General features: G+C 62.5%; 10 protein-coding genes and 1 pseudogene. 5 read left to right on the forward strand and 6 right to left on the reverse strand.

Annotated features, from left to right (window positions below; translation table 11 throughout):
- Positions 1 to 52 precede the first annotated feature (52 nt).
- The 5 genes and pseudogenes from V7Q81_RS11120 (at position 53) to V7Q81_RS11140 (ending at position 4,217) form a co-directional block, all read left to right on the forward strand.
- On the forward strand, positions 53 to 715 hold the full coding sequence (locus V7Q81_RS11120) for a site-2 protease family protein (protein WP_333843232.1): 663 nt from the start codon (positions 53 to 55) through the stop codon (positions 713 to 715).
- Positions 716 to 734: 19 nt separating this feature from the next.
- Positions 735 to 1,937, forward strand: coding sequence for a tryptophan--tRNA ligase (locus V7Q81_RS11125; protein WP_333843235.1), 1,203 nt, complete (start codon positions 735 to 737; stop codon positions 1,935 to 1,937).
- 196 nt (positions 1,938 to 2,133) lie between these two features.
- Positions 2,134 to 2,934 (forward strand): segregation and condensation protein A, encoded by an 801-nt coding sequence (locus tag V7Q81_RS11130; protein ID WP_333843239.1) that lies wholly within the window; start codon positions 2,134 to 2,136, stop codon positions 2,932 to 2,934.
- Positions 2,900 to 3,436: pseudogene (gene scpB, locus V7Q81_RS11135) on the forward strand (SMC-Scp complex subunit ScpB); the annotation flags it as partial. The gene V7Q81_RS11130 and the pseudogene scpB, both read left to right, overlap by 35 nt.
- 154 nt (positions 3,437 to 3,590) lie before the next feature.
- Positions 3,591 to 4,217 (forward strand): ParA family protein, encoded by a 627-nt coding sequence (locus V7Q81_RS11140; protein WP_333843242.1) that lies wholly within the window; start codon positions 3,591 to 3,593, stop codon positions 4,215 to 4,217.
- 6 nt (positions 4,218 to 4,223) lie between these two features.
- On the opposite strand, the gene V7Q81_RS11145 is transcribed toward V7Q81_RS11140, so the two are convergent.
- From V7Q81_RS11145 to sat, 6 genes are all read right to left on the reverse strand, one after another.
- On the reverse strand, positions 4,224 to 6,323 hold the full coding sequence (locus tag V7Q81_RS11145) for a nitric oxide reductase activation protein NorD (protein ID WP_333843244.1): 2,100 nt from the start codon (positions 6,321 to 6,323) through the stop codon (positions 4,224 to 4,226).
- Complete coding sequence (locus tag V7Q81_RS11150; RefSeq protein WP_333843247.1) at positions 6,298 to 7,110, reverse strand: CbbQ/NirQ/NorQ/GpvN family protein; 813 nt, start codon at positions 7,108 to 7,110, stop codon at positions 6,298 to 6,300. Before V7Q81_RS11150 ends, V7Q81_RS11145 begins: the two co-directional genes overlap by 26 nt.
- 5 nt (positions 7,111 to 7,115) lie before the next feature.
- Entirely contained in the window at positions 7,116 to 8,006 is an 891-nt protein-coding gene (locus tag V7Q81_RS11155) for a YkgJ family cysteine cluster protein (RefSeq protein ID WP_333843250.1), read from the reverse strand.
- 80 nt (positions 8,007 to 8,086) lie between these two features.
- A complete protein-coding gene (gene aprA / locus V7Q81_RS11160; RefSeq protein ID WP_333843251.1) occupies positions 8,087 to 10,003 on the reverse strand; it encodes an adenylyl-sulfate reductase subunit alpha in 1,917 nt (638 codons plus the stop codon).
- A gap of 92 nt (positions 10,004 to 10,095) precedes the next feature.
- Positions 10,096 to 10,560, reverse strand: a complete 465-nt coding sequence (gene aprB / locus V7Q81_RS11165; RefSeq protein ID WP_333843254.1) for an adenylyl-sulfate reductase subunit beta — start codon at positions 10,558 to 10,560, stop codon at positions 10,096 to 10,098.
- Positions 10,561 to 10,617: 57 nt separating this feature from the next.
- Complete coding sequence (gene sat, locus V7Q81_RS11170; RefSeq protein WP_333843256.1) at positions 10,618 to 11,835, reverse strand: sulfate adenylyltransferase; 1,218 nt, start codon at positions 11,833 to 11,835, stop codon at positions 10,618 to 10,620.
- Positions 11,836 to 12,412 lie beyond the last annotated feature (577 nt).

Consider the following 12,412-nt stretch of genomic DNA (forward strand, 5'->3'; position numbering starts at 1 on the left):
CTGAGCCGCGTGGGCGGGCAGGGGAATGGGGTGGTGGTAGAATGGCGCTTCCATGGATGCTCATCTAGTCCAGGCGATCGCCGTCTACGCCTTGCCGGTGGTGTTCGCCATCACCCTCCACGAGGCCTCCCATGGCTACGTGGCCAAACACTTCGGCGACCTGACCGCCTACGCCCAGGGGCGGGTCAGCCTCAATCCGATCCGCCACATCGACCCGGTGGGCACGCTCGTTCTGCCCCTTGTGACCTTGGCGGTGGGCGGCATCATGTTCGGCTGGGCGAAGCCGGTGCCGGTCAATTTCGGCAATCTGCGCCGGCCGAAACAGGACATGCTGTGGGTTGCCGCCGCTGGTCCCGCTGCCAACTTCACCATGGCGTTGTGCTGGGCCTTGGTGGCCAAGGCTGCCCTGGTGAACGAAGGGGCCGTCTGGTCGGAGTTCCTCTATGCCATGGGGCTCGCGGGCATTCAGGTCAACATCATCTTTATGGTGCTTAATCTGTTGCCGATCCCACCCCTCGACGGCAGCAGGATCGCCATGAGCCTCTTGCCAGGGCGGCTCGCCTACCGCTATGCCGCCCTGGAACCCTACGGGATCTATCTACTGCTTGGGCTGATTGTCCTGGAGGGCGTGTTCAACATCCCCTTGCTGAGCGTGATTCTGTTTCCCCTGTACGAGGTTGCGCGGGGAGCAATCCTCGCGCTTTTCAACCTCTGAATCCGTCGCACCCCTGACCATGTTTCCCGAACGCGTCCTCTCCGGTATGCGGCCCACTGGCAGCCTACACTTGGGCCACTACCATGGTGTGCTGAAAAACTGGGTAAAGCTCCAGCACGAGTACGACTGCTTATTCTTCGTCGCCGACTGGCACGCGCTGACCACCCATTACGACGAACCCCAGGTGATCGCCGACAGTGTGTGGGAGATGCTGATCGATTGGCTCGCCGCCGGCGTCGATCCGGCTCAGGCGACCCTGTTCATCCAATCCCATATCCCCGAGCATGCAGAGCTGCACCTGCTGCTCTCCATGGTGACACCCTTGGGCTGGCTGGAACGGGTGCCCACCTACAAGGACCAGCAGGAGAAGCTTTCCGATCGGGATTTGTCCACCTATGGGTTCCTGGGCTATCCGCTGCTGCAGAGTGCTGACATCCTCATTTACCGGGCTACCCGGGTTCCGGTGGGGGAGGACCAGGTGCCCCACATCGAATTCACCCGGGAAATCGCCCGCCGCTTCAACCATCTCTACGGGCGCGAGGTGGATTTCGAAGAAAAGGCGCTCAAAGCAGTAAAGAAGTTGGGCGCCAAGAAGGCACGGCTGTACCTGGAGCTGCGCACCCGCTATCAGGAACAGGGCGATGCCGAGGCGCTAGCGGCCGGGCGCGCGCTGCTGGAGGAGGCACAGAACCTAAGCCTGGGAGACCGGGAGCGCCTGTTCGGTTACCTGGAAGGTGGAGGCAAGATGATTTTGTCGGAACCGGAGGCACTTCTCACCGAAGCCTCCCGCCTGCCGGGCTTGGACGGGCAAAAAATGTCTAAGTCTTACAACAATACCATCGGCCTGCGGGAAGCCCCCGACAGTATTGCCAAGAAGATTCGTACCATGCCCACCGATCCGGCGCGGGTGCGGCGTCAGGATCCGGGCAATCCGGCCCGCTGCCCCGTGTGGCAGTTCCATCTCGTCTATTCGGACGATGCGCGGCGCAAATGGGTCCAGGAAGGATGTACGACGGCCGGAATCGGCTGCCTGGAATGCAAACAGCCAGTCATCGATGCGATCCTGGCGGAGCAGAAGCCCATGCTGGAGCGCGCTCGGCCCTACCAGGAAGATCCCACGCTCCTGCGCAGCATCATCGCCGACGGCTGTGAAAAAGCGCGCAAGCTGGCCCAGGAGACCATGCGGGAGGTGCGGGAGGTCATGGGGCTCGATTACGTTTGAGCGGGCCGGGTGGCAATGGGGACGGTTGCCCCAGGGGACAATCCGTGAGAAAGTTAACCTCGCCTGGGCAGCCCGCCCGATTCCGAAAGCGCGATGCTTTGGCAATCCACCTCCTTCCTCGGGAAGACGGTAGACGCGTATACACCCCCGTGCCACTCGATCAAGCGACAAGCACGATGTGCCAGAGCAGCAGCCCATGAGCACGGTCATGGACGGCGGCCCCGTCGCCAAGGTCTATGGGGAAGCTCTCCAGGAGCTGCCTAAGGACCTCTACATCCCACCGGATGCGCTGGAAGTTTTCCTGGAGGCCTTCGAGGGCCCCCTGGACCTGCTTCTGTACTTGATCCGCAAGCAGAACTTGGACGTGCTCGACATTCCCATGGCTGAGCTCACGCGCCAGTACATGGAGTACGTGGAGATGATGCGGGCGAGCCAGCTGGAGCTGGCTGCGGAGTATCTCCTCATGGCAGCCATGCTGATTGAGATCAAGTCCCGCATGCTGTTGCCACGGCCACCGCGCATCGAGGAGACCGCGGAAGATCCCCGGGCGGAGCTAGTACGCCGGCTCCTGGAGTATGAGCAGATCAAGCTGGCGGCCCAGCAGCTCGAACGCATCCCACAGGCGCTGCGCGATTTCGCTTTGGTCCAGGTCTGGATCGAGCAGGCAGCGGTCAAACGCCTGCCGCAGGTAAACGTGGACGACCTGCGCAACGCCTGGCTCGCCCTGCTTAACCGGGTCAAGCTCTCCCGGCATCATCGTGTAACCCGGGAGGCATTGTCGGTCCGGGAGCACATGACCCGCATCCTGCGACAGCTCGCGGGGCGGGATTTTGTCGAATTCGAATCGCTGTTCGACCCGCAGGCGGGCGTTCCCGTCCTGGTGGTCACGTTCCTGGCCCTGCTGGAACTGGCCAAGGAGTGCCTGGTGGAGGTCATCCAACGCGAAGCTTTTGGGAACATCTATGTCCGAACCACCAATTTTCTCACCGCCGATTGATCTCGCCGAGATTAAGAAAATCCTCGAGACGGCGCTGCTCACGGCGGGCGAACCCCTTGGGATTTCCGAGCTGCGCAGGCTCTTCGACGAGGACCTGGGAGCCGATCTCGTCCGCAAGCTGCTGGAAGAGTTGCGCCAGGACTGGGCTGGCCGGGGTGTGGAGCTCACTTGCGTGGCGAGCGGTTGGCGCTTTCGCTCCCGCCCCGAGTATCAGCGCTATCTGGACCGGCTCAATCCCCAGAAACCCCCCAAGTACTCTCGGGCGGTGATGGAAACCCTAGCCATCATTGCCTACCGGCAGCCGGTGACCCGGGGCGACATCGAGGACATCCGAGGCGTGTCGGTGTCTCCCCAGGTGATCAAAACCTTGGAGGCGCGGGGTTGGATCGAAGTGGTAGGCCATCGAGACGTGCCCGGACGGCCAGCGCTGTTCGCTACCACCAAGGCGTTTCTGGACGACCTCGACTTACGTTCCCTGGACGAGCTGCCCCCCCTGGAGGATCTGGCGTCGCTCGTGGAGCGCAACGCCGAGCTCATTCCAGCCGAGGCCAGACCGCGAGAAACAGCCGCCGAAGAAGCACCGGCCGAAGCCCCTCTCGCCCAAGAAGTCACTTCCCTCGAGCGGGCGCAGCGGGTCGCCTGAAAGGCAACAAGCCATGCGTGCGATCCTGGTGGCCAATCCGAAGGGGGGCAGCGGCAAGACCACCGTAGCCACCAACCTGGCCGCAGGTCTTGCCGCCGCTCAGGAGCAGGTTTATCTCTGGGATATCGACCGGCAGAAATCGGCCCTCACTTGGCTCTCGATCCGGCCTGACCATCTGCCCCGGGTAGCGCGGCTGGACGGCGGCGACCCGAAAGATCGAGATTCGACTGACCGGAGCTGGGTGGTGATCGACACGCCAGCCGGGCTCCATGGCAAGAACCTGGAGCACGCGCTGCGGCTCGCTGACAAGGTCATCATTCCGGTCCAACCCTCGGTGTTCGACATGGCAGCGACCCGGGACTTTTTGGACGCGCTGCTCTCAGGCCAAGTACATCACGGCCGCAGGCTTACAGCGGGAGTAGTAGGCGTACGTGTAGACCCCCGCACCCGAGCGGCCGCCACGCTGGAAGCATTCCTCAAGCAATATGACCTGCCCATCCTCGCCTATCTCCGGGACACGGTGCTCTATACCAATGCTGCGTTCCTGGGGCAAAGCGTCTTCGATTTGCCGCGCTACCTGGCGGAGAGGGATGCGGAGCAATGGAAACCGGTGATCGATTGGGTGCGCGGCGGGCGTTGAGGCAGATTAGAAGGTGAGCCGACGGTAGATATCGGCCACCTTGAAGGGAAGCTTCCCTGGGTCGTCCACCACCGTGTAGCTCACTTCGCCGTACATGCGGGGCAGGTAGGCCCGCGCTTCCCGGTCGATGGTGATGCAATAGGGATGGATGCCCAGGCGCTTCGCCTCCAGGAGCGCTTGGCGCGTGTCCTCGATCCCGTACTCCCCCCGGTACTCATCGCCATAATCATCGGGTCTCCCGTCGGAGAGGGTGATCAGAAGCTTGGTTCTCGCCTCCACCGCCTCCAGTAAGCGGGCTGCGTGGCGCAGCGCCGGACCCATACGGGTGTAGTCCAAGGGAACGATTCCGCCGATGCGAGACTCGACCGCTTCGCCGTAGGGCTCATCGAAGCGCTTTACCCGATGGAATTCGCAGCGCTTGCGAGTGATACCGGAAAAACCGTAAATGGCATAGCGGTCCCCCAGCGCTTCCAGAGCTTGACACAGCATGACCAATGCTTCCCGCTCCGCATCATTGATCCAGCCTTTAGTGGAGCCGCTCATGTCCACGACGAATAGCGCAGCCAGATGCCGGTCGGTGCGGCGGTGCTCCACGAACAGCCGCGCCGGCAATTCCATACCCTGGCGTAGATCGATGAGGGATTCGACCAGTGCGTCGATGTCCACGTCGTCCCCGAAGGGTTCTTTGCGCAGGCGCCGCTGCTCCTGCCGTAGCGCCTCGAACGCACGTCGAAGCTGGGCGACCTGGTACCGGTACTTTTCCAAGGTAGCCTGGGCGAACCCGGGCGTTGCCGGATGCACGTCCAGCTCCCGCAGGGTGCACCACTGCCGCCGGTAGTGCCGGCGGCGGAAATCCCACTCGTCGTAGAGATAGACCTTCTCTCCCTGGGCCGCTTCCGGCGCTTTCCCGGCCGCCTCGAAGCGCCAGAACGCTCCCCTGGGGGCCCCGGCATCTCCCGCCGGTACCAGGTATTCCGGGGGAAGCTCGCCCAGGTCCTGGACGATGGACTGGATCAGGTGATGCACTTCGGGCGGGACGTTGACGGGCTTCCCGTCGAGCTCCACGCGGGCGTCGAACTTCATTCCTCCGTCCTCGATGCGCACCGACCATCGGGGCGGGGCCCCGCGGGCGGCGGTCGATCCCGGTGGCGACTGCCCGGAGGCGAGCCGGGCCAGGGCCCGCTGCAAGGCTTCCCGCTCCCGCTGCAGACGGGCCTCCCGGACCGCGAAGGCGCGCTCCGGTTGAAGCCGCCCCAGGTAGCACCAACCAGGATCGTTCAGGCGATCGATAGTGCTTGCAAGCAGCGCCAGGCTGTCCGCTACGGTGGCCTCCGGCGCCTCGAGCCGCTCCAGGCCCGGCACGGGCGCCAGGGGCTCGTGCACCCTGAACGCCTCCAAAAGCCGGCCAAGCCCAGGGAGGCTACGGGCAATGCAGGCCCCTAGACGGATTGCCTCCAGCACGTTGAGCAGCTTAAGGGCCTGCTCTTCCGTCGGATATGCCTCCCGCGGCAGGCTGAAGGTGCCGAAGCGGGTCTGGGCCCACAGATGGGCCGCAGTCGCCTTGTAGAGCTGGAGATTCTGCGCTCGGGTTGGGAAGCGGGCGAGAAAGGGGGGCAGGTAGACGATTTCGGTATCCGTGGTGGCGACTTCGGCTGCCGCCACTCGCAGCCGCCGGCCGGACAGCCCGCATAGAAAAAGTTCCAGTACCGGCGCTACCTCCTCGAACAAGGCCCACTGTTCTCGGCTGCGATGGCGTTCGACGAAGGAGGGGAGCGCTTTCAGCGTCGCGGACGCAGGATACAGACCCTGCCTGTCGTAGACGTCCATGGCGCCGATCAGCCACTCCTCCGTGCCCTCGGGCCCAAGCAAGGCCAGGGCCTGGGGCGCCAGCGCCGCGAACTGGTAGGCGAGCTCCGCGTTGCATTTAGCGACCACAGCGACCCAATGCAGCACGAAGCCCTGCTGTTCCCCGCCAAGGGAGGCCAGCGCCGCCGCGAGACCCGCGGCCGTGCGGCGGGAAGTGAGAACCGGGTTGAGCTGCTCCTCCAGCCGCTCCTCCAGAGCGGCGCGCGGCAGCGGCTCAGAAGAGGGTGGAGATGAGCTCATCGACCGCGATCAGCATATCGCGCTCGTCGGATAGTGCCTGGGCGACGGCGCCGCGGCAGGCGGCCCGGGGATCCACGCCCTTGGCGATCAGCTTACCGGCGTGGACCAGCAGCCGGGTGCTCGCCCCCTCGTCCAGCCCGTTGCCCTTGAGGCTGCGGGTCATGGCCGCGAGCTTGACCAGCTTTTCCGCCGTTTGCCCGTCGATGCCGGCCTCCCGCATGAGGATCGTCTTCTCCAGCCCGGGCTCCGGATAGCCGAACTCGATGGCCACGAACCGCTGGCGGGTGCTGTGCTTGAGCTCCTTGAGCACGCTCTGGTAACCCGGATTGTAGGAGATCACCAGCACGAACTCCCTGGGCGCTTTCAGCACCTCGCCGCGCTTCTCGATCGGCAGGCAGCGCCGGTCGTCGGCGAGGGGATGAATGACCACGGTGGTATCCTTGCGCGCCTCCACGATCTCGTCCAGGTAACAGATGCCGCCGCAGCGCACCGCCCGGGCGAGGGGACCGTCAATCCACACGGTCTCGTTGCTGGTGATGAGATAACGTCCGACCAGGTCGGAGGCGGTGAGATCGTCGTGACAGGCGACCGTGATCAGGGGCCGCTTGAGCCGCCAGGCCATGTACTCCACGAAGCGAGTCTTGCCGCAGCCGGTCGGCCCCTTGAGCAATACGGGGATCTGGCTCGCGTAGGCGGCCTCGAACAGGGCGACTTCGGTGCCGACCGGTTGGTAGTAGGGCTCTTGCTCGATCAGCAGCGACTCGGCGGCGAAATCACGGGCATGCACGGGGCTCAATCGAGGCTGTCGTAAACCTGGTCCTGCTCCTCGGCCAGTTGCTGCGCCTTTCGCTCGGCCTGTTCCCGGAGCTTGCGCTGGTAACGCTCCCGGCGCTTTTCCACCGCGGCCGGCTTGACGGCGATGGTCCGTTCTCCAAAGAGTACCTGTTTCAGCAGGCGAAAGCCAAACTGCAGCAGTTTCACATCGCTGCTCACGATCTCCTGCAATTCCTGCGGCGGGATGTCGAATACCTCCTGGAACGGCGGGCTCTGCACGAATTCCCGCAATCCGTCCACGTCGTAGCTGGCGAGGAAGAACAGGTCGAAGCTGCGCTGGGAGGGACGCCCGAGAGCGGGCCCGCTGGAGCGCTTCTTGAGGATGATGCTTTTCCATTCGCGATTGATCTCGTCGTACACATCGACTCCTTGTTCGATGCGGTATTCGCGAATGGTCTGCGTTTTCGGTTCGAAGTGTCCCAGGCAATGCTCTTCCTTAACTACGAAGTAGGAGTCCTCTTCCACGGAAGAGTCCTTCTTTCGCATAGCCATGAGCCCCAGGGGGTAATAGCGACAGGCGGCGGGACGATCGGCGTACACGCCACAGCCTTCGGGCGTCAGGAACTGACAGGCGGTGCTCGCCTCCTGGGTCTTGAGCTTCAACCCCGGCATGCCGTGGGCGTCGAGCGTGCAATCCACGGTGTAGCGCTCGATGAACTCCCGCGAGGTGAGGCCAAGGCGGCTCTTAAGGCGCAGGATGTCGTAAGGCGTGAGCAGGATGTCGATGTTCTCGCAGCACTTGTTGAAACAAGCGATGCCGCGATGGCAGCGGAACTGGAACTTGTCGTCCAGCCCGAGCTGTACTGGCACGATGGGGCTCGATGGTTGCGGCTCGTGGAATTCGCTCATGGCACGAAAAGTATCAAAGCAAAAGGGTCCCGGAGACGCCGAACCCCCGGGACCCCTGGAAGCTCCCGAAACGACCGCGCTCAGTCCTTGATCAACTGAACGTAGGGCACCTTCTTAAGAGTCCACTTCTTGGTTTCGCGGTCGTAGGTGGAGTTGACGAAGCACTTCCAGTTGTCATCGTCCACGTAATTGAAGTCGGTCCGGTAGTAGTACCCCGGGTACCGGGTCTCCTGGCGGAACTGGATATGCTTCATGTGGCACTCCGCGGCGATGATGCGATGGTAGTTCTCCCACGCCCGCAGCAGCTCGTGGAGATCCTTGGCCCGCATCTTGAGGGAATCCTCCTTGAGCATCTCCAGCTTGCCTTCAGCCACCTCCAGCATCTTGGCGTTGGTCTGGTACCAGGTGGAAACGCCGCCCACGTACTCGTCCATGATCTTCTGCAGGCGGAACTGCAACATCTTGGGCGTGATGTAATGGGGGTTGATGTCGATAGCCGTGGTGTAGTCCTTGTACTGGAGGTAGGTTCTCACCGGCCGGTAGATCTCCTCCACCAGCTCGTCCACGCTGCGCGACAGCTCCGGCTTCCAGTCCTTGTTGTCCAGGGCGAACTTCACCATCGCCTTCGCGGCGATCCGGCCCTCGGTGAAGGAGCCGGAGGAGAACTTGTGGCCGGAAGCGCCGACGCCGTCGCCGGCGGTGAACAGTCCCTTCACGGTGGTCATGCGGTTGTAGCCCCAGGACCATTCCTTCGGAACCCCAGGCAGGTCGGTCGGACCCGAGACCCAGATGCCGGCGCAGCCGGCGTGGGATCCCAGGAGATACGGCTCGGTCGGCATGATCTCGGAGGGCTTTTTATCCGGCTCGATGTTCTCGCCCGCCCAAATCCCGCACTGGGAGATGGTCATGTCGAGGAAGTCCTCCCATGCCTCCGCCTCCAGGTGCTTGATCTCCTTCGGCGTCATGTTCTCGGCGAGCTTTGCCAGGGCAGTGGGCGTGTCCATGAAAATCGGGCCCCGGCCCTCGCGCATCTCCTTGAGCATCAGGTGATTGCGCAGGCAGGTTCCCGGGACGCCCTGGCCGTATTTGCCGAAGCGCTTGGTGTCCTTGATCTCGCTCGCGTTGGCTGCGTTGTAGTCCTCGCCCAGGCCGTTCATCACCTTGGCCTTGAACAGCAGGAACCAGGCGCCCACCGGGCCGTAGCCGTCCTTGAAGCGCGCCGGCACGAAGCGGTTCTCCATCATCGTCATTTCTGCGCCGCACTCGGCCGCCATGGCATAGGTGGACCCCGCGTTCCACACCGGGTACCAGGCGCGCCCCGTCCCTTCGCCCACGGAGCGGGGCCGGAACACGTTCACTGCCCCGCCGCACGCGAGCAGGCAGCACTTGAACTTGTAAATGTAGAGCTTGTGCTCCCGCACCGAGAAGCCGGCGGCGCCGGCCACCCGATTGGGATCGTTCTTGTCGGTCACCAGCCGGACGATGAACACCCGCTCCTGGATGTTCTCCATGCCGAGCGCCTTCTTGGCGGCCTCGGCGACAATCCACTTGTAGGACTCCCCGTTGATCATGATCTGCCAGCGACCCGAGCGCACCGGCTTCCCGCCCTCGGTGAGCTTCTTGTCCTCGTCGCCGGGCTGCTTCCAGATGGGCAGGCCCCATTCCTCGAACAGGTGCACGGAGTCGTCCACGTGCCGGCCGACGTCGTACACCAGGTCCTCGCGGATGATGCCCATGAGGTCGTTGCGCACGTAGCGGACGTAGTCCGCCGGATCGTTCTCGCCCACGTAGGTGTTGATGGCGGACAGCCCCTGGGCCACCGCGCCGGAGCGCGACAGCGCCGCCTTGTCCACCAGCTTGATCTTGAGGCCGGTTCCCTCGGCCCAGCGCATGATCTCCACGGCGCAACCGCAGGCCGCCATGCCGCCGCCGATGATGAGGATGTCCACTTCCTCCTGGATGATTTCCGGATTGCCAAACACGTATTCGTTAGCCATGTGTCCCGTACCTTTTCGTAATCCCCTGCGCCCAGCCGCCTGCGGCCGGGCCGGTTAGCCGCGTCCCGTCTTTTGCTTTCGCCAGCGCTCCATCAGGAATGGATGAACTGGCTCATGTCGCACTTGTGGGTCCCGTGGGTGAAGAGCGAGCCGTGATCGTCGATTTCCGCCATGTTGGCCGCCGGCTTGCCGGCGTAGGGCTCGATCGAACCTTCGGGAGTGGTGCGGATTGGGAACTTGAAGCGCTTGACCGTGCCGTTGCGGAACTTGATGGTCCACATGATCGAATCGGTGCCGCGCAGCGGTTGCACCGAGGCGCCCAAGGGAACGACGTCCGCGTAATGCCGAACCTCGATCGCGTTCTGCGGGCAGATCTTTACGCAGGAATAGCACTCCCAGCACTGCTCCGGCTCCTGGTTGAAGGCCTTCATCGCGTGGCCGGTCAAGGAGCCGTCCTTGTCGAGCAGCATCAGATCGTGAGGACAGATGTACATACAGGCGGTCTTGTCCTGGCCCTTGCATCCGTCGCACTTGTCGGTTCGCACGTAGGTTGGCATCGCAATCTCCCAGTGGATTGAGCTATAAAAAAAGATTTCCTGCGGTTTAAAACACCCTCAGCGCGCCGAGTGCCCGCTGAGCTTTACTTCTACCCGCTCCTCGTCTTTCAAGCCGCTGTAGTACTCGCGCAAGATGGCCAGCACCTCAGGCCGGCTGAACTCGTTCGGAATCTCCAGCCCTTCGGAGAGGGCTTTCCGCAGCTTGGTGCCCGACAGCAACAGACGGTCCCGGTCTTCGTGGGGACAGGTGCGGGCAGAAGCCATGCCACCACAGCGGTAACACCAGAAGGTCCAGTCGATCTTGAGCGGTCTGATCTCCAGGGCGTCTCGGGGGATCTCGTCGAAAATTCGATGGGCATCGAAGGGGCCGTAATAGCTTCCGACCCCAGCGTGGTCTCGCCCGACGATGAGATGGGAACACCCGTAGTTCTGGCGGAAGACGGCGTGCAGCAGCGCCTCACGAGGGCCTGCATAGCGCATGTCGAGGGGATAGCCCGCCTGAACGACTGTGTCTTTCACGAAATAATTATCGATGAGGGTGGCGATCGCCCGCGTGCGAACCTCCGCCGGGATGTCCCCTGGCTTAAGGTTGCCGAGCAGACTGTGGATCAAAACACCATCGCAGACCTCGATGGCGATCTTCACTAGGTATTCGTGGGAACGGTGCATGGGATTGCGGGTCTGGAACGCCGCCACCGTCGCCCACCCCTTCTTCTCAAAGATCGCGCGAGTTTGGGCGGGAGTCATATAGATGCCCGGGTACCGGGTCGGGAAGTCGCCCTCAGAAAGCACCTTCACCGGGCCCGCCAAATTTACCGGCCCCTGATCCAGCACCATTTTTACCCCGGGGTGCTCTGGGTCTGTCGTCTTGTACACCATCATGCATTCGTGTGCCTTGTCGATGGTGTACTTCTCGGTGACCTTCATGGTCGCCATGATGGTACCGGCCTCGCCGTCCACCAAGGCGATTTCCATGCCGGCTTGGATGCCCTGGGCGGTTGCTTCGTCGGTGGACAGAGTGATGGGAATCGGCCAAAAGAGGCCGCTTGCCGTCTTGTAGCCGTCGCACACCCCTTCCCAATCGGCTCGGGTCATGAATCCGTCGAGAGGTGTGAAGCCACCGATCCCGAGCATGATGAGGTCGCCTTTTTCCCGGGAAGAAAGGCGCACCGGGGGCAGACTCCGCGCCCGCTTTAATTCTTCCTTGCGGACTTCTTCGGGGAGCAACAGAGGTTTAAGACTACCTCCTCCGTGGGGATTTACAAGCCTGGGCATTTTCTCCGCCTCCTGGCCATACTTGTCTGATTTTTTCGCCAGAGCAAAAGTAGCACGGCGCTCTTTGCAGCTTGATGCATTTATTTTATTGAGGGATAAAAGAGAACTCTGAGGCCTTGGGGAGGAATTGATAATTTATGGAAGCTCCAATCCTTCGGGTAACCAGCCCTCCGTCCAGAAGGCAGGGGGAAGTTCGACTACGCTAGGCTGTGGGGCCGTGCGCCGGGGACGACCGTAGCTGTCCAGCTGGATTGACTCTGCCCCTTGCTGGGGCTCCAGGACAAGTGCAGGCCCTTCCTCCAGGATTTCCACCACGATGTGGGGAATGCCGTAGTAACGAACGGTTTTTCCGATAAGCTTCCGGAGGAGAGGAAGATATTTATCTTTTTGTTTCATTTAAGGAAATAGGTTTGCGACGAAGACGAAAAGGCCATTGTGACCGAATTTTCCTTCTCCTATTGGCAGCGTTGACTGGTCCTGCCACTGCACGCTACAATTTTTTTCTCTTTCGGGCGCGGGGTGGAGCAGTCTGGTAGCTCGTCGGGCTCATAACCCGAAGGTCGTAGGTTCAAATCCT

Origin of the sequence: Pelomicrobium sp. (assembly GCF_036803785.1) — a bacterium.
In the GTDB taxonomy this organism is placed as follows: domain Bacteria; phylum Pseudomonadota; class Gammaproteobacteria; order Burkholderiales; family UBA6910; genus Pelomicrobium.

What these genes read in the sequence shown, in the direction of transcription:
- V7Q81_RS11120 (WP_333843232.1), top strand. Translation starts at nt 53, where the DNA reads ATGGATGCTCATCTAGTCCAGGCGATCGCCGTCTACGCCTTGCCGGTG.
- V7Q81_RS11125 (WP_333843235.1), top strand. Translation starts at nt 735, where the DNA reads ATGTTTCCCGAACGCGTCCTCTCCGGTATGCGGCCCACTGGCAGCCTA.
- V7Q81_RS11130 (WP_333843239.1), top strand. Translation starts at nt 2,134, where the DNA reads ATGAGCACGGTCATGGACGGCGGCCCCGTCGCCAAGGTCTATGGGGAA.
- V7Q81_RS11140 (WP_333843242.1), top strand. Translation starts at nt 3,591, where the DNA reads ATGCGTGCGATCCTGGTGGCCAATCCGAAGGGGGGCAGCGGCAAGACC.
- V7Q81_RS11145 (WP_333843244.1), bottom strand. Translation starts at nt 6,323, where the DNA reads ATGAGCTCATCTCCACCCTCTTCTGAGCCGCTGCCGCGCGCCGCTCTG.
- V7Q81_RS11155 (WP_333843250.1), bottom strand. Translation starts at nt 8,006, where the DNA reads ATGAGCGAATTCCACGAGCCGCAACCATCGAGCCCCATCGTGCCAGTA.
- aprA (WP_333843251.1), bottom strand. Translation starts at nt 10,003, where the DNA reads ATGGCTAACGAATACGTGTTTGGCAATCCGGAAATCATCCAGGAGGAA.
- aprB (WP_333843254.1), bottom strand. Translation starts at nt 10,560, where the DNA reads ATGCCAACCTACGTGCGAACCGACAAGTGCGACGGATGCAAGGGCCAG.
- sat (WP_333843256.1), bottom strand. Translation starts at nt 11,835, where the DNA reads ATGCCCAGGCTTGTAAATCCCCACGGAGGAGGTAGTCTTAAACCTCTG.